This is a genomic window from Fimbriimonas sp. LA-C6 (assembly GCF_055398105.1).
On record NZ_AP038796.1, the window covers coordinates 2,442,065 to 2,464,519 of the forward strand.

Annotated in this window: 22 protein-coding genes; 16 read left to right on the top strand and 6 right to left on the bottom strand. The window is 53.2% G+C overall.

Annotated features, from left to right (window positions below):
* Positions 1-6: 6 nt before the first annotated feature.
* Positions 7-1,821 carry a metallophosphoesterase gene (locus ACZ51B_RS11370; RefSeq protein WP_464293445.1) on the bottom strand — a complete coding sequence of 605 codons (1,815 nt, stop codon included), beginning with the start codon at positions 1,819-1,821 and terminating at the stop codon, positions 7-9.
* Positions 1,822-1,938: 117 nt separating this feature from the next.
* Between ACZ51B_RS11370 and ACZ51B_RS11375 the strand changes: the two genes are divergently transcribed.
* Positions 1,939-2,574 carry an HAD family hydrolase gene (locus ACZ51B_RS11375; protein WP_464293446.1) on the top strand — a complete coding sequence of 212 codons (636 nt, stop codon included), beginning with the start codon at positions 1,939-1,941 and terminating at the stop codon, positions 2,572-2,574.
* On the opposite strand, the gene ACZ51B_RS11380 is transcribed toward ACZ51B_RS11375, so the two are convergent.
* The gene (locus ACZ51B_RS11380; RefSeq protein ID WP_464293447.1) at positions 2,571-3,332 is read right to left on the bottom strand and encodes a sugar phosphate isomerase/epimerase family protein; all 762 of its coding nucleotides are present in this window, start codon (positions 3,330-3,332) and stop codon (positions 2,571-2,573) included. The genes ACZ51B_RS11375 and ACZ51B_RS11380 overlap by 4 nt on opposite strands.
* A 15-nt stretch (positions 3,333-3,347) precedes the next feature.
* Positions 3,348-3,800, bottom strand: coding sequence for a lipocalin-like domain-containing protein (locus ACZ51B_RS11385; RefSeq protein WP_464293448.1), 453 nt, complete (start codon positions 3,798-3,800; stop codon positions 3,348-3,350).
* Positions 3,801-4,289: 489 nt separating this feature from the next.
* Between ACZ51B_RS11385 and gatB the strand changes: the two genes are divergently transcribed.
* The 4 genes from gatB to ACZ51B_RS11405 all read left to right on the top strand — a co-directional run bounded on the left by gatB (position 4,290) and on the right by ACZ51B_RS11405 (position 7,079).
* Positions 4,290-5,723, top strand: coding sequence for an Asp-tRNA(Asn)/Glu-tRNA(Gln) amidotransferase subunit GatB (gatB, locus tag ACZ51B_RS11390; protein ID WP_464293449.1), 1,434 nt, complete (start codon positions 4,290-4,292; stop codon positions 5,721-5,723).
* The gene (locus ACZ51B_RS11395; protein WP_464293450.1) at positions 5,724-6,290 is read left to right on the top strand and encodes a hypothetical protein; all 567 of its coding nucleotides are present in this window, start codon (positions 5,724-5,726) and stop codon (positions 6,288-6,290) included.
* Positions 6,291-6,355: 65 nt separating this feature from the next.
* Positions 6,356-6,820, top strand: a complete 465-nt coding sequence (locus ACZ51B_RS11400; RefSeq protein ID WP_464293451.1) for a DivIVA domain-containing protein — start codon at positions 6,356-6,358, stop codon at positions 6,818-6,820.
* Positions 6,813-7,079 (top strand): DUF167 domain-containing protein, encoded by a 267-nt coding sequence (locus ACZ51B_RS11405; RefSeq protein ID WP_464293452.1) that lies wholly within the window; start codon positions 6,813-6,815, stop codon positions 7,077-7,079. Before ACZ51B_RS11400 ends, ACZ51B_RS11405 begins: the two co-directional genes overlap by 8 nt.
* On the opposite strand, the gene ACZ51B_RS11410 is transcribed toward ACZ51B_RS11405, so the two are convergent.
* Positions 7,072-7,755, bottom strand: a complete 684-nt coding sequence (locus tag ACZ51B_RS11410) for a tetratricopeptide repeat protein (protein ID WP_464293453.1) — start codon at positions 7,753-7,755, stop codon at positions 7,072-7,074. The genes ACZ51B_RS11405 and ACZ51B_RS11410 overlap by 8 nt on opposite strands.
* A gap of 228 nt (positions 7,756-7,983) precedes the next feature.
* Between ACZ51B_RS11410 and ACZ51B_RS11415 the strand changes: the two genes are divergently transcribed.
* The gene (locus ACZ51B_RS11415; protein WP_464293454.1) at positions 7,984-8,763 is read left to right on the top strand and encodes a hypothetical protein; all 780 of its coding nucleotides are present in this window, start codon (positions 7,984-7,986) and stop codon (positions 8,761-8,763) included.
* Between the two features lie 50 nt (positions 8,764-8,813).
* On the opposite strand, the gene sdhA is transcribed toward ACZ51B_RS11415, so the two are convergent.
* Complete coding sequence (gene sdhA, locus ACZ51B_RS11420; RefSeq protein ID WP_464293455.1) at positions 8,814-10,763, bottom strand: succinate dehydrogenase flavoprotein subunit; 1,950 nt, start codon at positions 10,761-10,763, stop codon at positions 8,814-8,816.
* A gap of 280 nt (positions 10,764-11,043) precedes the next feature.
* On the bottom strand, positions 11,044-11,907 hold the full coding sequence (gene folE2 / locus ACZ51B_RS11425) for a GTP cyclohydrolase FolE2 (RefSeq protein ID WP_464293456.1): 864 nt from the start codon (positions 11,905-11,907) through the stop codon (positions 11,044-11,046).
* 153 nt (positions 11,908-12,060) lie between these two features.
* On the opposite strand from folE2, the gene ACZ51B_RS11430 reads away from it, so the two are divergent.
* The 10 genes from ACZ51B_RS11430 to ACZ51B_RS11475 all read left to right on the top strand — a co-directional run bounded on the left by ACZ51B_RS11430 (position 12,061) and on the right by ACZ51B_RS11475 (position 22,450).
* On the top strand, positions 12,061-13,866 hold the full coding sequence (locus ACZ51B_RS11430; protein WP_464293457.1) for a bifunctional homocysteine S-methyltransferase/methylenetetrahydrofolate reductase: 1,806 nt from the start codon (positions 12,061-12,063) through the stop codon (positions 13,864-13,866).
* 110 nt (positions 13,867-13,976) lie between these two features.
* Entirely contained in the window at positions 13,977-14,885 is a 909-nt protein-coding gene (locus ACZ51B_RS11435) for a prepilin-type N-terminal cleavage/methylation domain-containing protein (RefSeq protein WP_464293458.1), read from the top strand.
* A 348-nt stretch (positions 14,886-15,233) separates the two neighbouring features.
* Positions 15,234-16,826, top strand: a complete 1,593-nt coding sequence (locus ACZ51B_RS11440; protein WP_464293459.1) for a sensor histidine kinase — start codon at positions 15,234-15,236, stop codon at positions 16,824-16,826.
* A 50-nt stretch (positions 16,827-16,876) separates the two neighbouring features.
* Positions 16,877-17,368 (top strand): response regulator, encoded by a 492-nt coding sequence (locus tag ACZ51B_RS11445; protein WP_464293460.1) that lies wholly within the window; start codon positions 16,877-16,879, stop codon positions 17,366-17,368.
* A 184-nt stretch (positions 17,369-17,552) separates the two neighbouring features.
* Complete coding sequence (locus tag ACZ51B_RS11450) at positions 17,553-18,428, top strand: PEP-CTERM sorting domain-containing protein (protein ID WP_464293461.1); 876 nt, start codon at positions 17,553-17,555, stop codon at positions 18,426-18,428.
* A 75-nt stretch (positions 18,429-18,503) separates the two neighbouring features.
* Entirely contained in the window at positions 18,504-19,025 is a 522-nt protein-coding gene (locus tag ACZ51B_RS11455) for a phage tail protein (protein WP_464293462.1), read from the top strand.
* Between the two features lie 18 nt (positions 19,026-19,043).
* A complete protein-coding gene (locus tag ACZ51B_RS11460; protein WP_464293463.1) occupies positions 19,044-19,556 on the top strand; it encodes a phage tail protein in 513 nt (170 codons plus the stop codon).
* 15 nt (positions 19,557-19,571) lie between these two features.
* Positions 19,572-20,096 carry a phage tail protein gene (locus ACZ51B_RS11465; protein WP_464293464.1) on the top strand — a complete coding sequence of 175 codons (525 nt, stop codon included), beginning with the start codon at positions 19,572-19,574 and terminating at the stop codon, positions 20,094-20,096.
* Positions 20,097-20,161: 65 nt separating this feature from the next.
* Positions 20,162-21,283, top strand: coding sequence for an aminotransferase class I/II-fold pyridoxal phosphate-dependent enzyme (locus ACZ51B_RS11470; protein ID WP_464293465.1), 1,122 nt, complete (start codon positions 20,162-20,164; stop codon positions 21,281-21,283).
* Between the two features lie 9 nt (positions 21,284-21,292).
* Positions 21,293-22,450 (top strand): iron-containing alcohol dehydrogenase, encoded by a 1,158-nt coding sequence (locus tag ACZ51B_RS11475; RefSeq protein ID WP_464293466.1) that lies wholly within the window; start codon positions 21,293-21,295, stop codon positions 22,448-22,450.
* Positions 22,451-22,455: the final 5 nt, after the last annotated feature.

The window sequence follows — 22,455 nt, forward strand, 5'->3', positions numbered from 1 at the left end:
CGACGATTACTTTTTGAGTTCAAAGGAGTCGAACAGACGGCCGTCAATATCGTACGCCTTGAACTCAAACCGATTCTCATCGGCCCATACAATCCCGTAGTGATGACCATATCGAACGGTGTGAGAGAACGCCGCGTGCGTATGGGCCGCTTCTTCTAGGCCGCCCCCTCCGCCGCCAACCACCATGTACACCGTCCCTTTGCCCTCTGGCACCGTTTTGCCAGCTCGCAAAGGATATGTCCGCTCATACGAGTGGATATGCCCCGAAAAGCACACGTCGACATGATATTTATCGTAAAGCGGGCACAACACGCGGGTGCCCAAATCGCCACCTTCTATCTGCTCTTTGTTTGAATCCCCGAAATCATCTAGGTCCGAAGAGTAAGGCGGATAGTGGTGCGCAACCACTTTCCACTTGGCACGAGAGCGCTTGAGTCCGTTCTCCAACCACCGATACTGCTCAGACTTGGGGCTGATGTCATGCTCGGTGTCGATCACCCAAATCTCAACATCACCGGTTTGGTAGCTGTAGTAATACTCAGGCGCAGGCACAGCCATCAGATCGTAATAGAGCCGTGCATTGCGATCATGATTTCCCATCACGGGCAACAGCGGTACATGCGAGAAGAGCGGTCGCATACTGCCAAAGAAGTCATCTACCCATTGGTTCTTAAACCAGCCACACCCAACAAGGTCCCCCACCACCATCGCAAAGTCGGGCCGCTCTGCAAAAATGCCCGCCGCAACCTGGTGGTTCACTTCGGGGTGATCTTGGGTGTCACCCACAACGGCGAACTTGACCGGTGTTCCGGGCAGCGCTGCCGTGCGGAAGTTCGTCCACTCCGTGACCACTTTGCCGCGAACATCCGAAGAATCAACCTGAACAAAGTAAGTCGTTGCAGGTTTCAACCCCGTAAGCTCCACCTGATGGATTCGGCCGGCTTTCCCCTGAATCTCCTTTGCCTGGGCAACAGACTCCCCAAACCGAACCTTGCTCGGTGCTGTTCGGCTTGTCTCCCACATGACCGTCGCCGAGTGAGTTGTTGGATACTGGAAGTAAGGAGCAATGGTCAGCTTCTGCTCGCCACCCTCAGCTTCTGGCATGGGCTTAATGGGTGTGGTCTCAAGGCTCGCATTAACTTCTGAAGGATTCAGTGCCCTATCAAACAAGGCCGCTTGGGAATAAAACCCTTGGAACCCAAAACTTCGGGGACCTTCCCACCAACCGCCAAAACACACGCCTGCACGACCGTTATAAACAATGTCCCCTAACTTCGCAGAAGCAGACTTTTTGAGATTCCCATCCACGTACAGCCGAATCTGCTCTCCGTCGTACGATGCATCGACCTTGTGCAGCCTCCCGACTGACAACTCCTGGTCGTCAAGAATCGAGACCTGCCCACCCTTGCTCTGTGCATCGTGAGACGCCAGCGTGAACTCGACCTTGCCATCCTTCAATAAGATTCTCCAACCCGTCAAACCCTCGCCAGGTTCAAAGATGCAAGCAATCAAACCTTCCGTTCCTTTCTTGGTCTGCGTGGCAAAGCTGACCGAAACAGTGAAGTCCCGTTTCGGCATCTGCGACCAGTGATTTCGCTCGTCCCAAGGATAAACAATCTCATCCCCCCGCTCCTTCAATCGAAGCCCAATCGCCCCATCAACCTTGTCTTCCCGAGGGAAGCCCGACACCATCAGGTTGGGTCCTTTAAGTGCGACGATCTGACCGTCTTGATAACGGCTCTCTTTCAGAGACCAATACGCAATCGGTTCTACGGACCGTTGCTTTGAAGACACGAGCAGGAGCAAGACAGGCAGGAGCATCAGGCAGAATTAGACCCGCCAAGATGTCAAGACACAGTTAAGAGCAGTCGTGTGCCTTCAACTTCAGGAGCGCAGCGCATAGATTGAAACCCCTTGAGGTCGGTAACCTCAGCGCACATGCTAAAAGGGCTGATCTTCGATTTCGATGGCACACTGGCCGATACCCTGCCGCTCTGCATCGCCGCCTTCCGCGCGGCAAGCGAACCTCTCCTAGGCCGTCCCGTGTCCGATCAAGAGATCATCAGCACATTTGGCCCCGCAGAAGAAGGAGCCGTGAAGCTCCTGGTACCCCACGCACCAGCCGAGTGTCTGGAAGGCTACTTCCACCACTACCAATCGCTGCACCACCTAGCTCCAACGCCCTTTGAAGGGGTCGAAGAGCTTCTGTCCGACCTAAAAGATCAAAGCTACTTCCTCGGGCTGGTCACAGGTAAAGGACCGAACACCCTCAAGATCTCTCTGAATCACCACCAACTAAGCGATTGGTTCAGCGAGATGCGAGCAGGCTGCGAGCACGGACCGTGCAAGCCCGAAAAAATCCGAGAGATCCTCGATATCTGGCAGATCGAACCTTCGACCGTTGCCTACATCGGCGACCACCCATCAGACGTACGTGCAGCTCGAGCTGCCGGTTGCCTAGCAGTCGGTGCCGCCTGGGCGTCCACAGCTGAACCCGATCTCATCGCAGCCATGGAACCCGACGTGCTCTGCCACACCCTAGGAGACTTCAGGGCGTGGATACAGGCGAACTAAGCCCAGCGAGCCTTTAGCCGATCTCGCATAAACGTGCACACATCGAACAGATCTGCCAGAGGCTCCCCTGTAGCAGGGTTGGTCCACAGATAGTGAGGAGGTCCGAACTCGGGAGTGCATGTCAGGACCGGTTGGTTGTGGAGATCGCGAATGCGGTCCCACCAAGCCTCAAACGTAGGAATATATCCGAGCCAAGGTTCCACACGTGGATCTGGCACCTGAGGACCCTCCTCAAAGCCAACCCTCGAATGAATGTGCGAGGTCCGAAGCATAGCCAGCTCCAACGCTTCTTCATGCCCTGCAAGGAGTGACTCGCAAACACAAGTCCAGTGGCTGAAGTCCGCCGTGATCTGTAGCGCCGAGAACTCCTTCAAATAGCGGGCAGTCGATTGAGGCTCGAACAGCAATCGGCTTCGATGGGTTTCAAAGCCCACCGGAAACGGCAAGTCCGGTGTCAGTGCCAGCGCATCACCAAAAAATGCCGCTCCCTGTTCAAAGCTCCAATACTCTTTTCCAGCATGAACGGTCAGCCGCTGCACGCCCATCGATACCGCGATGTCCAGATCACGCTTGAACTGGTCTATCGACTCCACAAAGGACATCCCGATGGTCTTAAGCTGATGAAGCTCACGAACCTCCCCGAGAAGTCCTAGGGGAGCTTCAATCCCATCGTAATTGGATAATTCGATCTTCTCAAGCGCCTGGGCGTGAGACAAACTCTCCATTCCCCAAAGCGCTTTATAAAACTCAACTTGCATACTTGCAGTATGCGGCTATTCCTTGACGAATTCCATGTCAGGTGTGCCCGGTTTAGCATCCAGTGGCTTGAGAGTCTTCCCGCCAGAACCGACTTTGAAAGTAATAGGGTCGCTCGGGTTTCCGTTTGAGCCAGCTTTCACCGTGATCCCGTTGCTCTGCATGGCCTTCTTGTCGCTAAGGTCGATGCCCATAACTTTCTCAGGCTTGAGCGTAAGCGTGTCGCCGGACAGAGACCATTTCCCGTCAATCGTGACGAACACATTCAGTTTGAAAGTCTTGTCGTCCTTGAGCTCAAGTTGCATAGCATCAATGAACCCCTTGCTGAATCCGTCTAAGTCGCTCTTCTTTCCAGACGTGGACTGTTTTAGATTCACCTTCCATTTGCCAACAAGAGCCTTCTCTGGGTTAGAACAACCCACCACGGACAGAGCAACGACTAAAGCGGAAACAACACATAAAGTACGCATGAAATAAGAACGCCCTCGACCCTCTTAAGGTTGCATTCTCTTTTCAGCTCTGCTCGCGTTGCCAGAGGAGAAGAGAAAGCGTGAACAAATGAGCTGACCCCAGCAAAAACAACGGTAGCAGCGAACAGAACACCACAACGGTGTAAATCAGAACACCAATTTCGAGAAGAACAAGAGACACAACTCCTGCTATCTCGTGCTTGTTACGCAAAATAGCCGTTGCAATCCCCAACCCTATAGCGATAGGCACTAGCTGAAATACCTGATAAAAAGGCACAGGTGCCTTGCCCGTACACTCAATGCCGATTCCCAAAACCAAGAAAATAGACCCAAAAATGGCATGCTCAACCTTGCGGTTCCGAGGCTTCGGCCTCGGCAATTGCGGCTGTCTCGGAGGGGGAATGACAGGTGGTGCTTGCATCTTTCTCTATTGTGAGGCCCGAACCTTACGAAATAGGCCCCAATGCCCGGTATATTCAGCCTAGCACAATGGCTAATTACGTTCCGAGCGTAGGCATGGAAGTCCATGCCGAGCTGGCAACCCGATCTAAGATGTTCTGTCGCTGCCCCGTTGCATTCGGTGGCGAGCCCAATACCCGCACGTGTCCGGTGTGCATAGGGTTACCAGGAACACTCCCAGTACCTAACAAGTTAGCTATCGAAATGGTTCTGCGAACAGCATTGGCGCTGAATTGCAAGATCGCAATGCGATCCATCTTCCACCGAAAGAACTATTTCTATCCCGATCTTCCCAAGGCCTACCAGGTAAGCCAGTACGGCGAGACCAATCCCCTGGGCTACCATGGCTATCTAGACCTCCCCAGCGGAAAGCGCGTACGCATTCGACGCGTGCACCTGGAAGAGGACACCGGAAAGCTCATGCACCTTCCCTCAGGCGGAAGCGGAGTGGACTACAACCGTGCAGGCACTCCCCTCATGGAGATCGTCACCGACTTCCCACCCGACATCTCCACCCCAGAAGAGTCTAAGGAGTACCTCGCAGAGCTACGCCAAATCCTCCTGTACCTGGGCGTTTGCGATGGAAAAATGGAAGAGGGTTCCCTGCGCTGCGAACCCAACATTTCGGTTCGACTAGAAGGATCCGAAACATACGGCACCAAGTCAGAGCTCAAGAACCTCAACTCATTCCGAAGCGTTCAACTCGGTGTGGCGTTCGAAGTTCGAAGACAAGTTGCGACTCTCGAAGGCGGCGGAACGCTGCTCCAAGAGACACGTGGATGGAACGAGCAGAAAGAAGCAAGCTACGCCATGCGTCTCAAGGAAGCCGAAAACGACTATCGGTACTTCCCAGACCCTGACCTGCTCCCCATGGTCTTCACCGAAGACTACATCGAGAGCCTCCGAGCGACGCTACCGGAAATGCCGCTGGTCAAGTCGAAGCGATACCAAACGTCCCTCAACCTCAGCGAGTACGACGCCAATCTTCTCATCTCGGATGTGAACTGGGCGGAGTACTTTGAAGAAGCCGTCAACTTGGGTGGCGATCCCAAGATGATCTGCAACTGGATGAACTCCGACTTTGCACGCTTCCTCAATGAGACGGGACTATCGGCTCGTGAGAGCAAAATCACGCCACAACACCTGGTAGATCTAACTAAACTGATCGCAGATGCCACGATTAACGGAAAGACTGCGAAAGAAGTGTTCGAAACTTCCTTCAAAACTGGCCGGATGCCATCGGACATCGTGAAAGAGAGTGGAGCCACTCAAATCACGGATCGAGGCGAACTTCAGAAGGTTGTTCAAGACACACTTGGAAAACACGAAGAAATCGTCGCGAAGTTCAAAGCAGGTCAGGTTACAGTAAAAGGGTTCTTGGTGGGTCAGGTGATGAAAGCATCAGCAGGCCGAGCAAATCCAAAGACTGTGCAGGAATTGGTAGACGAGGAATTGGCGAAGTAAATGAAAAAATGGGCTTTAGGTTTAGCGTTGTTCGGCTGTGTTTCGGTAGTGAACGCTGCGCCTGCCCAAAAACGAGTGGATGCAATCTGGTCCGCCGTCATGAACCGCATCGGCACCCAACAGGATGCCTGGTTCGATGATGGCGATTTCCCCGCTTGCATCCAACTTCTCCGTTTCCAAGCAGAGGTCTATCCCTCAGACTACGAAGTCTGGACCAACCTCGGATGGATGCAGGAAAACGTCGAGCGTTGGGACGAGGCACTCGCCACCTACATCCGCTATCGACGAAGCAATCCAAACGATCCAGACGCATCGCTCCCAGAAGCGACCTACTACAGCAACAAGAAGCTTTACACCAAAGTGATCGCGCTCCTTGAGCCCATCATCAAGAGAGCAGGCTGCCACCCCAACAACTACCGGTTGCTAGCCAGGGCCTACGAGCGCGAATCCATGCTCACCGACGCCTCTAGAGTCCTGAACCTCTACCTCACCCGGTACCCGCAAGACGGCCAGGCAAAATCGAACCTTGCACGTGTTACCAAGAAAATAGGCGCAAAGGGCAGCTAACCACCGTAACTGTACGGGGCGATCTGTCGTACAATCTCTACGAGGTGAACGCGATGGATCGCATCATGCCAATTGACTTGGAAAACGCCAAGCTCAGGACGAGCTTTAGGGGTTACCTAAAAGAAGATGTCGACGAGATTCTTCTGGTAGCTGCCCGCACGATTGAGAAACTGATCGCAGATAACGCTGCACTCAGAGAGCAAAACGAAAGACAACGCGTGGAGATCAACATGCTCCAGCAAGAAGAGACTCTCATCAAGCAGGCTCTCATAGCCGCACAGCGCACAGCGGACGACGTCCGTACAACGGCGCAGAAACATGCTGACCTTATCCTAGAAGAGGCCCGTCAGGCCGCCCTAGCAGAGCGCGTCGCGGCCCAACAAGGTGTCAGTGAACTGCGCTGGGAACTAGAACGCCTGAAACAGGAACGAAGACGGTTTGTAGACGAGTACACAGCCCTCCTGGATCGCACCAAACGGGAGATCGAGTACGCCCCAGACGCGGCCTTGGTGCAGATCGCAAGTGCCTAACTGCGAAATCAAGGTCCGAGTCACACCTCGCAGCAGCCGAAACAAGATAGAAGTCGTCGAAGGCCAGGTCCGCGTTTGGGTAATGGCATCCCCAACCGACGGACAGGCCAACGACGCCGTCTGCGCCCTGGTCGCCAAAAAAATCGGTTTAGCACCGTCACGGGTGACAGTTGTCCGCGGTGAAACCAGCCGAGAAAAAACTCTCGGAATCGACGGCCTGACCTCAGAAGAAACCCTCGCCAAGCTACAAGCTATCTGAGCTCTGGAACATCTTCCAAGTGACTAAGAGCTTTTGAGGCACCTTTACTGCCCTTGACCGATGCCCTTCTATACCAGTACACCGCCATGGTAGGGTCCTTCCGCAGACCTCCCCGCCCCTGCTCATACATGTTCCCAAGATAGCACATGCCAAGTTGAGAGCCCGCATGCGCAGATGTTTGGTAGAGGGACACCGCCCGCTGATCATCCTTCGGTAGCCCACCTAGCGCATTGGCATACATCCAGCCAAGAAGAGCCATCCCCTCTCGGTTCCCAGCCTTAACCGCCTTTTGGTAATAAAACACCGCTTTCACATCGTCTTTGACAACGGCCCCTTTCCCAGTGTGATACAGCCATCCAAGGCTGGCCATCGCATTCCCATTTCCCAAATCGGCCGCCTTCTGGAACCAACTCAGTGCCTCAGCATGTCTGGGTGCTGAGGTGGCCACACCCTTCTCCAGCATCCACCCAAACAAGTACATCCCTCTAGGAGACCCATCTTCTGCCGCTCTGCGAATGTGAGGCAACGCGGCTGCATAGTCGCGTTTGGATAAGTCTCTTAAACCTTGAGCAAGCTCATCCTTGGAACGCATCCGAAAACAAACTTCAGCCGTACCGACCGTTACGATGAGAACAGCAGCTATTGATGCCCATTTGATGATGCCAACTTCACTCACGACTGCTTCTCCAACCCCTGTGAATGTACCGAACTAACAAGAAACCACAACGCTACCTCTCGCCAAAGATCGAAAAATGTATCTATTTCTTGAGCCGTCAGTTCTTAAGGCAAGAAGTGGAAATTGAGACATTTTCACTACAAGTACTGGTGATTATATTGGGGATGCGAGCTGCAAGGTTGCAGCTCCAAGTGGTACAAAATGAACAAATCCTTTAAAGCTATTACAATGTTGTCGGCCGCTCTTGGAGGAGCTTTCACTGCTCATGCCGCACACTGGGTACTCGTAAGTGCAACAGACGCAACCGCACCCGTGTCCTCGGTCGTAGGTTCAGGTATTTCGCGTGGACCTCGCTCACTGATCACCGTCCAGATTCCAAACAGTATCTTCGACATATACGGGGATGGTAAATTTCCGTTTTACGGTGAAACGGCGAGTTTTGCTTGGGGTCCAACCTCGCCAGGACCGGTAGGTCAGAACAACTACACCGCCTACACAGACAGTTACTACACGTTCACGTATCAATGGGTGTCTGACAGTCCGAGTGACGTGCCACCCCCAGCAGGAGCGTCTTTAACGGCGCTTGGATATTCGTTGGAAAGAGCGACAGCTGGCCAGTTTCTGAATAACGGCTTTTTGGCAACTTCCACTCAGTGGGCTTTTACGTGGAATGCACAAGGCAATTTTCCTTCGCCTGGTCCGTTGCCGAGCGCAAACCTCAGCGCACAATTCCCATCAACTCCAGTGCTTGGTCAAGTGCTTGTGACTATCGCTAATGAGTTATACAACGTGCGGCCAGTAGCCATCGGCGGTGCGCTCGTTTCCTCCAACAATGGCGTCGTAACGGGTGTTGTGTCAGTCCTCAACAACCAAACAATCACGATGAACTCAGTAGCGGCTTGGGGTTCAAACGGAGGAGCACCTATGTGCTGGGCCTACGACAGCGGAGTCCTGAAGTGCTTCAAAGGCTGCTCGCTTATCGGCGGACTTCCTGTTCTAACTCCGTAAAGTGAAGAGCTCCTTCTCCGACCTACATCGGAGAAGGAGACACCAAGAGTCTAGTGCGACTCAGTCGTTGCAGCCGGAGCTGCGGCTGGTGCAGCGGTTGCACCCGAGAACCCTTCAAGGAAGTTCTCGCCCATCAGCTTCTTCACGATGCTGATCTGGTTGACCGCATACTTTCGAGCCCGCGGAGCGATATATCGAGTATCAATCGGCTCAAAGCTGAACTCAGGACCCTTCGGATCCCACTTGGCCATGGTGGTCTTCAACCATGTCTCGTCCGATCGGTTCGGGGTGTCCATCTTGAAGTGAGCACCGCGCGATTCGTCGCGAACAATCGCACCGCCGACAATCGCCTTCGCCTGCTCAATCATGTTGATAACTGCACGCGAGAACGGAACGGCCTGATTGCTCCAACCGCTGTCATCCACAAGGTCACACTGCCGTGCTCGAACTGCCAACTCATCCAGCTTCTCACGAGCAGTGAGAAGGTCCTTCTGAACGCGCCAGATACCGCAGTTGTTCCACATGATGTCACCCAGTTCGGAGTGCAATCGGTAAGGGTTCTCGCTGCCATTGCTCTTGCGAAGAGTGTCGTACTCCGACTGTCTCTCTTTCTGAGCATTCTCAATGGCCGAGGAAGGCAAGGACGAAGCAGTTACGTCGCTCTTCTGCATGTAAGCCTGAACGCCCTGAGCCGCCATCTCACCAGCCACCAAGCAACTGAGAAGCGCATTGGCACCCAGTCGGTTGGCACCGTGATACTGGTAGTCGCACTCGCCTGCAGCATACAGACCAGGAATGTTGGTCATCTGGTTGCGTGGGCTGTCCACATCCCATGCGCCATCACCATTCAGTTCATAGTCAACCCAGAGACCACCCATGGTGTAGTGGACCGCAGGGTAGATGCGCATCGGAGTCTTGATCGGATCCTCGCGCATGAACTTCTCGTAAATCTCAAGAACGCCTTCCAGCTTGTCGTTGATCTGCTCACGAGTGTAAGGCCCCCCAAGATCCTGGTGAAGCTGGGTGATGTCCAGATAAACCTGTTGTCGGTTCTTCACACCGCGACCCATTCGACAGGTGCAGTAGATGATAAAGCTGACAATGTCGCGGCTCAGAAGGTTGCCGTACTTAGAGTCCAGTTCCTCGCAGATGTAAGATCGCTCAGCTTCTGGAATCGAAACAGGATCGCGCGCATCCATCGGATCCCGTGGAACCCACACACGACCACCCTCACCACGAACCGACTCGGAGATGAGGCGACACTTGTCCTCACCGGGAATCGCAGTCGGGTGGATCTGCACCATCTCAGGGTTTCCGTAAGTAACACCCTGCTGGTAGCAGATCGAAACAGGAGAACCTGTATTGATAATGGAGTTGGTGGACTTACCGAAGATCAGGCCGTTTCCACCAGTGCAGATAACAGTCGCATCGCTTGCGAAAGCCTGAATCTCCATGGTGCGAAGGTTCTGCGCGGTAATGCCTCGGCAGTTCCCGTTCTCATCCTTAATGATTCCGAGAAACTCCCAGCCTTCGTATTTCTCAACGTTGTTCGATGCTTCCCAACGTCGAACCTGCTCATCCAATGCGTACAGCAACTGCTGACCCGTAGTAGCACCCGCGTAAGCAGTTCGGTGCTTCAGGGTTCCACCAAACCGGCGGAACGAGAGCAAGCCCTCATGTGTTCGGTTAAAAGGAACACCCATGCGGTCCAGCAGGTAAATGATCGCTGGAGCCCGCTCGGCCATTCGCATAACCGGTGGCTGGTGGTTCAGGAAGTCTCCACCTGTGATGGTGTCTTCAAAGTGAAGGTAGGGAGAGTCACCTTCTCCTCTCAAGTTCACCGCACCGTTAATGCCCCCTTGGGCACATACGCTGTGCGATCTCTTGACAGGGACGAGACTAAAAAGCTTTACCTTATGCCCGGCTTCGGCAAGCTTCATTGTGGTCATAAGACCTGCAAGGCCTCCACCCACGACAACAACCGTTCTTTGTGCAGCCATAGTGCTATCTCTATTCTACGCGGTTGGACAAGTTTTAAGTTTTCAGGAGAAGGTGAAAACGGGGCATAAACAAGAACATTAAACAAAAAAAGATCCCAGAGCGCGTGCTGCGCATGCTGGGATCGAGCTGCTTGTTGTTACCGCTGGTACGTCTATCGCGTACCTACATATAAAACGGATTTCAGCATTGTTTAGTTCGGACGCCGCTCAAAACAATTCACTTTTTTCGAATTTCTTAATCATTTCAAGCGAATACGAACCTGATAGAGACATGAAAATGTTAAGCCAAAGGCTTCTGACGCTTCAGATAGGCATAGGCATTGTGGTCATGAATCGACTCGTGATTCTCCACCTCAATCTCATAACCAGCAACGTTTGGGTGCTTGTCAAACGCAACAGCAACCTCGCGCACCATATCCTCCACAAACCGAGGATTGTTATAAGCCTGCTCCGTCACAAACTTCTCATCGGGGCGCTTCAAAACAGGATAGAGCTGGGCCGAACCGGCACCCTCAATCATGTCGATCACATCTTCTAACCAGAGAAGACCTTTCGGAGTGACTCGCACCGTTACGTAACCGCGCTGGTTGTGCGCACCAAAATCAGAAATCTCTTTGCTACATGGACATAGAGTGGTGACCGGCACCGTGAGCAGGAGCTCAAAGCTGTTCTGCGCCCCACCAGCCGCCACAAAACCACACTCGTAGCCCATCATTCCGGTCTTCCCAGTGACAGGCGCAGCCTTCTCACGGAAGAAAGTGAACTTCACCTCAAGATGCGCGGTTTCAGCTTTGAGCTTTTCCTGCAGCCGCTGAATAATCAAAGGGATGGTCTCAGGACTCACATCATGGTTGTGGTCCCCTAAGACCTCCAGAAACCGGCTCATATGAGTCCCCTTGAACTCCTTGGGCAGATCAACGGTGAGAGTGAACTCGCCGACCGTCCGCTGAGGCCCATTGTCCCTTTCGCGAACGTGGATCGGATACTTCACCTTGCGCACACCAACTTTGTCGATGGCGATATTTCGCTCATCGGGGGTGCTCTGAATATCTACTAGAGGAGTTTGGGATTCAGACATCAAAATCTTCTCATTCGTTGACGGCAACGTCACCGATTCTACGGCTCCTAAGCCGTTTTGTTTCAACCTACAATTCTGAACACTCTGAAAGTTCGTTCGCTTGAGGGGTACCCACGCATCATTAGTAGGATCGCTTGAACAGCCTAACAGACTGAGGGGATTCAGAGGTGGAACGGTTCCTCTCCAGGTGAGAGAACACCCCACAGATATACTGATGCAGTGAGTCTGATTGACGCGATTCGAAATGGCATTCTAGTAGGCGACGGTGCAAACGGAACCTGTTTGTCAGAGCGAGGCTATAACAACCAACCCTACGAGTTGGCAAACCTCCTCGCGCCCGACCTGGTGCGCGAAGTCCACAAAACCTACTTCGATGCCGGAAGCGACTTTGTCGAAACCAACACGTTTCAGGCAAATCGGTTCCGAATGGCCGCTCACAACGTAGACGTCACCGCCGTCAATCTAGCCGGAGCCAGACTTGCACGAGAGGCCGCTGGAGACCGCTACGTCCTCGGAGCAGTAGGCCCAGTCGGAAAACCGATGGAACCCATCGGACACATCACCGCCGCCGAAGTTGCAGATGCCGTTAAAGAACAAGCCCAAGCGCTGCTCGAAGGTGGGGTTGACGGCTTCGTCCTAGAAACCTATATCGACCTCGGCGAGCTACGAGTCGCCGTCAACGCCATCCGCGAACTCACAGACCTTCCCATCATCGTCAGTAAAGCCTACATCGAAGACGGCGAGATGCTCGCAGAAGGACTCCCCGGCCGTTGCACCAAAGAGATGGCCGACATGGATGTAGCAGCCGTCGGAGCAAACTGCATCGTCGGCCCCCAGAGAATGCTCGATCTCGTTCGGCAAATTCGCGAAGCAACCGACATGCCCGTCATCGCGTTTCCAACACCAGGCATGCCCCAACTGGTCAAGGGACAAGTCACCTACGACACCGCCCCAGACTATTTCGCAAAAGCCGCACTCAGGCTCGTGGAAGAAGGCGCAACCATCATCGGAGGATGCTGCGGCACAACTCCCGAGCACATTCGCCAACTCAAGCTCCTCCTCGACCAAGGCAAAGTCAAAGTCAAACCGCGAACCTCTGGAACGGCAGAAACAAAGGAAAAAGCTCCTCTCAAGACCACAGAGCCAAGCGAACTCGCCCAAAAGCTCGGCAAGAAGTTCGTCATCGCCATCGAAACCGATGTGCCACGCGGACTCAACATCGAAAAACTCCTCGCCGGAGCCAAGGCCCTCAAGATCGCAGGCGCCGATGTCATCAACATCTCCGATGGCGCCCGTGCACGCCTTCGCATGAACCCCACCGCAGTCTGCACTTTGATCCAAACGCGAGTAGGCATCGAAGTCACCATGCACTTCTCCTGCCGAGACAGAAACCTTCTCGCCATCCAGAGCGATCTGCTCGGAGCGCACGCCCTAGGTATTCGAAACATCCTCGCAGTAACCGGAGACCCAGCCAACATCGGCGACTACCCGAGCGCCACGAGCGTCTTCGACATTGACGCCATCGGCCTCTGCCGAATCCTCTCACGCTTTAATGAGGGTATCGACTTAGCCGGTTATTCGGTCGGCGTGAAATGTGGCTTTACTATCGCCTGTGCCTATAACCCTCTAGCCTTAGATCCTGCCTTAGAACTCGATCGACTTAAGCGAAAAGCAGATGCAGGAGCAGACGTTGTCTACACCCAGCCAGTCTTCGATGTTGCCATCGCGGAACAATGCGTAGAAACGTGCGAGAAACTTGGACTCCCCGTGCTTGTAGGCGTCCTACCCCTCCGATCCCAACGACACACAGAGTTCATGCACAATGAAGTCCCAGGTATCCGAATCCCAGACGAACTCCGCAAACGAATGGCCGATGCCCCAGATGACGCTTCCGCACTCGAAATCGGCATCGAAGAAGCTCAAAGCCTCACTCGCGTCATCCGCCGCTCCGCACAGGGTCTCTACCTAATGCCTCCGTTTGGAAATCACACCATCGCAGAGCGCGTCATGCAAGTTTGCCAATAAGCACCGCCGAGAAATAAGGAGTATGAAGATTCATACTCCTTATTGATTCCTTTACATAACCTTTGCTAATTCATAACATTTGGTGGTGAGACTGTGTCCTGAGGGACCATATGAGATCCAAGAATTATGCATTCACTTTAATCGAGTTACTCGTTGTCATCGCGATCATTGCAATCCTCGCTGCGATCCTCTTCCCAGTCTTCGCACAAGCCAAGGCCGCAGCTAAGAAGACCGTTTGTCTGTCCAATACAAGACAGCTGAACAACGTCTGGATCATGTACGCAGCAGACGCTGATGACACGTGGGTCACAACAGGCAAGCGATACACGGCCGACGATGCATCTCAAGCCAACGGAGGCAATGCCAACGACTTTTTCAAGCTGGCGCAACCCTACGTGAAAAACTGGGACATCTTCTACTGCCCCGAGAGAACCACAAAGGAAGCCGGTAGCAGCAACGATCCAACAGGCCGACTGTTTGGGTACGGCATGAACTATGGCCCCTACCACAACCGTGCTGGTTACGGGGTATTCCACCTGTCGACCAAGTATGACAAGAGCAGCCCCCTTTACAACGATCGCCACTTTTTCCCAGGTCGTAACTTCTCTCAGTTCGTAAGCCCAGGACAGCTAGTCGCTCTCATCGATACAGGTGATGATCCACAGTACACAAACTCGCCATACAACATGTGCGAGCAAGGATCCAACACAGACTCAGACTGCGAAGCCAAGATCCGCCACGGCGGTCAATACATGGTCGGATTCGTAGACGGACACGCTTCCCACTGGAAGATGCAGTCCTTCTCAGACGACCCATCGGGTAGCGACTCCCACAGCTGGTTGCTAGAGCCTTCAAACGGTCAGCTGATGCTTCAAGAGTGCTACGATCCAGCCGCGACAATCGAAGGTGGTTTTGATCCTGCCCTAGATAGCGATATCGCCGGACTCGAAGGGGCCATGTCTTGTGAAAGCGTTGTGAACGACGCGATCAAGAACCGCAAACCATGGGTCAAGCCTTGAAACCAAGGTCAATTATTGCAAGCATGTTGGCACTGGCGCTAACGCTTTCGGCAGTTGGATGTGGTGACAACTCGGCGAGCGTTTCTAAACAAGACGCAGTCAAACATCAAGAAGATAAAGAAGTCCGCGACGGACACTACCAACGTTCTAAATCATAGAACCACGAGGGCCATCTCAAATTGAGATGGCCCTCGTTTTGTTGCCGCTCCAGTTAGCTACAACGATGTATCTGTAACTATATGATGTATTTTTTGCGGCAAACCTTGAAAATATGTGCATCCTGAGAAAACGGTGTTAGGATTATTTTGATAGGGTTACCCAGCCATTATACGGATCGTGTGATGACCAATGCAGGAGCACAACAGCCAAACGGTACTGCCTCAAACAGGCACAGATGGGATCCATCAATGGAAGACGAAGGAACCTCAGACCAATAGAGTACTAACTACCATCATCGAATCCGCGCCGACCGCCCTCGTGATGATCGATGCTGATGGAACCATCCAGTTGGTGAACAAAGAAACAGAGAGGCTATTCGGTTTCCATCGCGACGAGCTGTTGTGCCAATCCGTCGAAATGCTTCTCCCGGAGAGATTTCGCCACCACCATCCCCTTCAGAGAGCTGGATTTTTTGCCTCTCCTGAAGCGAGGAGAATGGGGGAAGGAAGAGAGCTTTTCGGAAGAAAGAAAGACGGCTCTGAATTTCCTATCGAGATCGGCCTTAACCCAATCGAAACGGACGAACAAACGTTTGTATTGAGCGCCATTGTCGACATATCAGAGCGCCGCAGATTAGAAACACGCCTACGTGCCGTCATCGAGTCCTCCCCTACTGGTATGGCTGTGGTAGACGCGTCCGGCAAGATCATCCTCGTAAACAGCGAGACGGAGCGAATGTTCGGCTACCCTCGCAATCAACTGATCGGCAAGCAAGTGGAAGATCTAATACCCGACCGATTTAGAACCAACCACCCTGACCTTCGCAAAGGGTTTTCTCAGTCCCCTAGCGCCAGGAAGATGGGAGACGACCGCGAACTCTTTGGTCTGAGAAGTGATGGCTCCGAGTTTCCAATTGAGATCGGCCTCAACCCCTTTGAAACCGAAGAGGGCCAATTCGTGATGAGTGCAATTGTCGATATAACGGAAAGGAGCATGCAGCGCATGCGAGAGTTATCCGCACACGCAATCGCACTAGAAAGATCCAATTCAGCTCTGGAAAGAAGCAACCTAGAACTCCAGCAGTTTGCGTATGTAGCCTCCCACGACCTTCAATCACCGCTGAGAAACATCAACGGATTCGTCCAACTCTTAGCAGAGCAGTACAACGACCGATTGGACGAACAAGGCAAGCGGTGGATCGGCCGGACAGTCGACTCAATTGGCCAAATGCAGACCCTGATACAAGACCTTTTATCGTATTCCAGGGTCGATCAGCGGTCCCGACCTTTCGAGCCCGTGGAACTACAACGGGTAGTAGTTGAAGCTCAAGCGTTACTTGACTCATCTATTCAAGATTCGAAGGCAAAAATTATCCTTTCCGATCTGCCTTGCGTCGTAGGAGACAAGTCACAGCTCGTACAGCTCCTGCAAAACCTCATCGGGAACGGCATCAAATACAATGCGAACCCAGAGCCAATCGTCACGATCTCGTCAAAGGATCTGGGTGATTTCTGGGAGTTGGAAATCAAAGACAACGGAATTGGAATAGCCGAAAAATATCATCGTCAGATTTTTGAGATCTTTCGTCGTCTCCACTCCCAGTCCGAATACCCTGGGACCGGCATCGGCCTAGCCATCTGCCGGAAAGTCGTCGAGAGACACGGTGGCGACCTGCGAATCGAATCCACTGTCGGACAAGGAAGCTCGTTCTACATCACTCTCCCAAAATTGAGTGGAACTGAAGACCGGAATTCGGATCTCAAGATAAACAGCGATGTCTAGATGCATCCTTCATCAAAGCTAAAGTCAAAAAACTCTGATACCTGTGCTCTATGGATACTGTTATAAATAACTTCCGACCAGCGATCGTCCTTCTTGCAGAAGACAATGTCAACGATATCGAGTTGACCACTGAAGGATTCAAACGAGCCAAACTCGCCGTCGAACTACATACCGTCAACAACGGCGAGCAGTGCATGGCTTTCCTAAGAAAAGAGGAACCCTACGAAAACGCACCTACCCCAGACGTCCTCCTGCTAGACCTGAATATGCCCCGCATGACCGGGTACGAGGTACTATCTGAACTTGTCGAAGATGAAGTACTCGGTTCCATTCCCGTTGTCATCCTTACCACATCGGCAGATGAGCAAGAGGTTCTCAAGATGTATCAACTCCGATGTAGCTCCTACATTGTGAAGCCGGTCGATTTCAATAAGTTTGTGAAAGTAATCCAGCTTCTTTCCGACTACTGGTTCACCGTCGTCGTCCTGCCTAGCGACGCATCCCAACATGCAAAGAGTGCTGAGTCGCATCAGGAAATGTAAATTTACTTGAATCTGCTCAGGTACTCGACTTGTCAAAGAAAATGATATAAAGTTATTCTCGAAAGTACGAAAACGTCTATCAAAATATTCTGATAGTTGTTAGTCTTTCAATGCGGCTGGCTCTTTGGGGATTTAGGAAGTCCCTTGAAGGGGAGGCTGTATTTTTTGCTTTTAGAGGATATTCATGTATTTGAATCGTAAAAATCTTGCTCTGACACTCCTCGTTTCGGGTGCGAGCCTTTTGTCAATCCAACACGCTGCAGCGCAGCTAACCAACAGCGGCTTCGAGCAGGGCGGAGGTAGCTTTGCCGGCTGGTCCACAAAAGGCTCGACAAAGGTGCTCGATTCTGCAATAGGTAGCGGGGCCACTGAAGGTACCCACGATGCATTCATGGGCACGAAGACCGATGGTTCTGGCGGCAAAGTTGGCGGGCAACCGATTCTTCCAGCGGCAAACGGAGTGACTGGCTCGGTGCTCGAAACATTCTTAAACCTCCCGAATGGCACACTGGCAAGTGTAGGCAACGGCACACCATTTATGGGTTCTGCAGTTACCCAAACCTACACCTTCAAAGCGAACGATGTCGTCTCCTTTGACTACAACTTCCTAACGAACCAGGCATACAACGACGGTACAAAGCGTGGGTCATTACAGCCGAGCGCAAACAATAAAGACTTCGCATTTGTATCGTTCTCGCCCGTTGCAAACCCAGCAGGCGCACATCTAGAGAAGATGATCGACACTTTCTACGGCTTTCATCTCGATCCATCGGACCCCGTAGGTTTCAAAACAGGCTTCACCATTACCCCGATTCAAAACCCGTTCATCGGCGAGTCTGGGTTCCTCCACTACTCCGTCACCATCCCAACAGCTGGCCAATATGTGTTTGGCGTCGGTGTGGTGCACGCGTCGGTTGGTCAAGAAAATGGTAAGAACTCGGGACTTCTAGTGGACAACTTCGTGGTCCATGCAAAAGCAGTTCCTGAACCCACAAGCTGCATCGCCTTGGCTGCGCTCACTGCAGGACTCCTGCGCCGTCGCAAGACAGCACGCAAGTAAACCTCGTCATGGTCGTTGCAGGGCTCAAAGGGGACAACCCTGCAACTCTCCAGATCCCCATTCACTTCATACCAAATGGAACCATTCGTCGGCGAAATCAAACTCGTTTCTTTCGACTTCATACCACGAGGCTGGGCTGCGTGTGATGGAAGCCTTCTTCCCATCAGCAAAAACCAAGTTCTTTTCTCACTCATAGGCGTCACATATGGGGGAGATGGAGTAACCAACTTTCAGCTCCCCGACCTACGAGGCACCGCAGCCATTGCCGCGGGCGCCGGGCCACAGCTGTCTCCTTACAATATCGGAGATAAAGCTGGAACTGCGGGTGTAGTCCTTACCAGCGATCAGCTTCCTTCTCACAACCATTTGATCGCAGTAGATTCGGCCCTTGCCACGAATTCCATTCCAACCGACTGCTTCCCAGCGGGTAGCAACGCGACGATTGGAAATGTCTATGGATCGCAACCCAATGCCCAAATGGCGACCTCAGCAATTGGGGACAACATTGGAGGTGGTCAACCACACGAAAACCAGTCTCCTTATCTCGCTCTCACATACGCGATCGCACTTCAAGGAATCTACCCCGCGAAGCCCTAAGTCTCAGGAGTTAAACATATGTCTCAGTGTTACATTGGAGAAATACGCCCCGTGCCATATACGTTTGCACCAGACGGATGGTTATTGTGCGATGGCTCACTCATCTCAATAGCGGAATTCTCACCGCTCTACGCACTCATTGGCACCATCTACGGCGGTGACGGCCTGACCACATTTGCTCTTCCAGATCTGAGAAGCAGAATCCCAGTGGGTAAAGGCACACCCCAGGGACGACCAACATATCTCATTGGGCAGACAGGAGGGGCCGAGACGGTCAGTCTTACAGATCTAACGACTGCAACTCACACGCATCCCGTCAATGTCTCGAATCAACCCGCCAGCGCAACCGATCCAACAAATTCAGTACCTGCGGTCGCCTCCTCGCAAGTTTATGGCGACATAAAAACAAACCACATGAATAGCGGAACCGTGCTTACTACAGGAGACGGACTTGCCCACGAGAATCTACAGCCCTATCTCGGGATCACCTACATCATCGCTTACGAGGGCATTTTCCCACCAAGGGATTAACAGGATCAAATAACTATGGACCCATTTCTCGGAGAAGTTCGAATCGTATCATTCCCTTACGCTCCAGTCGGTTGGGCGCTCTGTGACGGGAGCATCTTGCCGATTACAGCCAACACAGCCCTGTTTTCTCTCATCGGCATTCAATACGGCGGAGACGGTAAGACCACCTTTGCCCTCCCAGACTTCCGCGGACGTGTCGCCACTGGCTCAGGTCAGGGGCCAGGCTTGCACCCGTACGATAACGGAACAGTCGGGGGAACCGAGAGCTACACCCTCCAGTTGTCAGAGCTAGGGAAGCACAACCACCCCTACCTCGCTTCCGAAGATGTAGCGACCACGAGCGATCCAACCGCAGGTTCTTTCGCCTCCCCCAATGTCAATCCGAGGCAGGCGCAACTCTTCGATGTACCAGCCAACGCAAACGCACACTTGGCCATGGTCGGACCAGCAGGCAAGAATCTCCCCCACGAGAACCGCGGTCCAGTACTCGCAATGAATTACATTATTGCGCTACGAGGCGTTTTCCCCTCACGACCTTAGCGATATCGGTCTACCTAGCTCCGCACCGGAGCTAGGTAGTGGCTCCAAGTTGTATATTCAAAAGGATGGAGCCGTCGCCTCTCGCCATTATCTCAACGCTTCCCGCAACCGTTCCGTTCGTGGCTCCAGAAGAACTCGAAAGGTCCATAGGGCGTCCATTCCGCCTAAGACTCGGAGCAAACGAAAGCCTCTTTGGTGCCTCGCCTAAAGCGATCAGAGCGATGCATGAGCAGGTTGAAAAGGCCCAGTTCTATTGCGATCCTCAAGGTAAAGAACTCAGGGTAGCACTCGCCAAAAAGCATGGCCTAGAACCCGAAAATGTCGTCCTGGGTGCAGGCATCGATGGCCTCTTGATGCTCTTTGCCAGAGCCTATCTCGACACCAACTCCGTAGCGGTCACCTCGCTTGGAACCTACCCAACATTCGAATACGCCGCCACCGCCGTGGGAGCAAAGATCATCCGTGTGCCCTACCAAAACGGCACCCTCGATTTAGAAGCACTTTCAAAAGCAGCCTGGACCTGCAAAGCGCAGATCCTGTACGTCGCAAATCCAGACAACCCAAGCGGGAGCTTCCACGGCAAAGAGGCCATCGACCGTTTCAAGGCATCGCTTCCACCCACGACACTGCTGATTCTTGATGAGGCCTACGCAGATTTCGTTCCCCAGGATGAGCTGACCGATTCGAACAATCTCGACAACGTCGTACGCGCACGGACCTTCTCCAAAGCACACGGAATGGCCGGTTTGCGCATCGGTTACGCACTCGGCTCCCGCACACTGGTTCAAGCGCTCGACAAGATCCGCCCCCACTTCGAAGTAAACGCGGTCGCCCAAGCAGGTGCACTTGCCTCCCTCGCCGACACGGACCACATCGAGTATGTGATTCAACAAAATGAAATTGGGCGACAAACCCTTCTCGGCATCATCGAGAACCTCGGCTGGAAGCCCATGCCCACACACACGAATTTCGTCACGATCGATATGGGAAGTGTTGAAAGAGCCAACAAGCTGATGCAACACCTTCTGACGATCGGTGTATTCATACGCAAGCCCCGCAGACCGCCGCTCGATCAATGCATCCGCATCAGCATCGGGCGTGAGGAAGACATGGCCCTCCTTGCGGAGTTGTTACCACAGGCATGGCGGGCCTGCGAAGCTGCCAACACAGTTAGACAAGGAGCGTAGTAAGAACCAATGCAAAACTTTGACTTCCAGAACCCAACGCACATCGTGTTTGGTAAAGGCCGAATCGCCGATCTCAAGAAACTAGTCCCCGAAGAAGCTCGCGTCCTCATCCTGTACGGCGGCGGCAGTATCAAAACGAACGGAACCTACGACGAGGTCAAACAGGCACTTGCAGGCCACACCCTCTTCGAGTTCGATGGAATCGAACCAAACCCCACCTACGAAACGCTCATGAAGGCCGTCGCGCTCATCAAGCAAGAGGGCATCGACTATCTTCTCGCCGTAGGTGGAGGCTCAGTCGCCGACGGCACCAAGTTCATCGCAGCAGCTGTGGACTACGAAGGCGAGCCCTGGGAGATCCTAGAGACCTTCGGCACCAAGATCCAAAGCGCAATGCCGTTCGGCGTCGTCCTCACACTCCCTGCAACGGGTTCCGAGATGAACATGTTCTCGGTCATCTCGCGCAAAGAAACCCAATCGAAGCTTGCCTTCGGCAGCCCACTCGTCTACCCCGAGTTCTCCATTCTCGACCCAGAAAAGACATACACCCTACCGCCACGCCAAGTTGCGAACGGAGTCATCGACACCTTCGTCCACGTGATGGAGCAGTACATGACCTACCCGGCAGACGGCTACATTCAAGATCGTTTTGCCGAAAGCCTTCTCCAAACGCTCATCGAAATCGGCCCCAAAGCCCTCACCGAGCCAGAGAACTACGCCGTACGATCCAACCTCATGTGGTGCTCCACATTGGCCCTCAATGGTCTCATCAGCGCCGGCGTCCCCCAAGACTGGTCCACCCACAACCTAGGTCACGAGCTAACCGCCCTCTACGGCATCGACCACGCGCAAACACTCGCAGTCATCCTGCCCTCCATGCTCAAGGTCCGATCCGAATCGAAGCGCGCGAAACTACTCCAATACGCAGAGCGCATCTGGGGTCTTAAAGGCGGAACCGAAGAAGCCCGAATCGAGACCGCAATCGAAAACACGAGAGCATTCTTCGAGAGCCTCAGCGTCAAGACACGCTTGTCCGAGTACGGCGTAGGTCCAGAAGCCGCCGATAAGGTCGTCGCGCAGCTGGAGCGAAACGGATTCACTGCCCTCGGCGAGAACAAGGACGTCACCTTAGAAGTGAGCCGAAAGGTCGTCGAACTCAGCGCCTAACACAC

What these genes read in the sequence shown, in the direction of transcription:
- ACZ51B_RS11450 (WP_464293461.1), top strand. Translation starts at nt 17,553, where the DNA reads ATGTATTTGAATCGTAAAAATCTTGCTCTGACACTCCTCGTTTCGGGT.
- ACZ51B_RS11415 (WP_464293454.1), top strand. Translation starts at nt 7,984, where the DNA reads ATGTTGTCGGCCGCTCTTGGAGGAGCTTTCACTGCTCATGCCGCACAC.
- ACZ51B_RS11475 (WP_464293466.1), top strand. Translation starts at nt 21,293, where the DNA reads ATGCAAAACTTTGACTTCCAGAACCCAACGCACATCGTGTTTGGTAAA.
- ACZ51B_RS11435 (WP_464293458.1), top strand. Translation starts at nt 13,977, where the DNA reads ATGAGATCCAAGAATTATGCATTCACTTTAATCGAGTTACTCGTTGTC.
- sdhA (WP_464293455.1), bottom strand. Translation starts at nt 10,763, where the DNA reads ATGGCTGCACAAAGAACGGTTGTTGTCGTGGGTGGAGGCCTTGCAGGT.
- ACZ51B_RS11445 (WP_464293460.1), top strand. Translation starts at nt 16,877, where the DNA reads ATGGATACTGTTATAAATAACTTCCGACCAGCGATCGTCCTTCTTGCA.
- ACZ51B_RS11460 (WP_464293463.1), top strand. Translation starts at nt 19,044, where the DNA reads ATGTCTCAGTGTTACATTGGAGAAATACGCCCCGTGCCATATACGTTT.
- gatB (WP_464293449.1), top strand. Translation starts at nt 4,290, where the DNA reads ATGGCTAATTACGTTCCGAGCGTAGGCATGGAAGTCCATGCCGAGCTG.
- ACZ51B_RS11385 (WP_464293448.1), bottom strand. Translation starts at nt 3,800, where the DNA reads ATGCGTACTTTATGTGTTGTTTCCGCTTTAGTCGTTGCTCTGTCCGTG.
- ACZ51B_RS11375 (WP_464293446.1), top strand. Translation starts at nt 1,939, where the DNA reads ATGCTAAAAGGGCTGATCTTCGATTTCGATGGCACACTGGCCGATACC.
- ACZ51B_RS11380 (WP_464293447.1), bottom strand. Translation starts at nt 3,332, where the DNA reads ATGCAAGTTGAGTTTTATAAAGCGCTTTGGGGAATGGAGAGTTTGTCT.
- ACZ51B_RS11400 (WP_464293451.1), top strand. Translation starts at nt 6,356, where the DNA reads ATGCCAATTGACTTGGAAAACGCCAAGCTCAGGACGAGCTTTAGGGGT.
- ACZ51B_RS11455 (WP_464293462.1), top strand. Translation starts at nt 18,504, where the DNA reads ATGGAACCATTCGTCGGCGAAATCAAACTCGTTTCTTTCGACTTCATA.
- ACZ51B_RS11440 (WP_464293459.1), top strand. Translation starts at nt 15,234, where the DNA reads ATGCAGGAGCACAACAGCCAAACGGTACTGCCTCAAACAGGCACAGAT.
- ACZ51B_RS11395 (WP_464293450.1), top strand. Translation starts at nt 5,724, where the DNA reads ATGAAAAAATGGGCTTTAGGTTTAGCGTTGTTCGGCTGTGTTTCGGTA.
- ACZ51B_RS11470 (WP_464293465.1), top strand. Translation starts at nt 20,162, where the DNA reads ATGGAGCCGTCGCCTCTCGCCATTATCTCAACGCTTCCCGCAACCGTT.
- ACZ51B_RS11465 (WP_464293464.1), top strand. Translation starts at nt 19,572, where the DNA reads ATGGACCCATTTCTCGGAGAAGTTCGAATCGTATCATTCCCTTACGCT.
- ACZ51B_RS11370 (WP_464293445.1), bottom strand. Translation starts at nt 1,821, where the DNA reads ATGCTCCTGCCTGTCTTGCTCCTGCTCGTGTCTTCAAAGCAACGGTCC.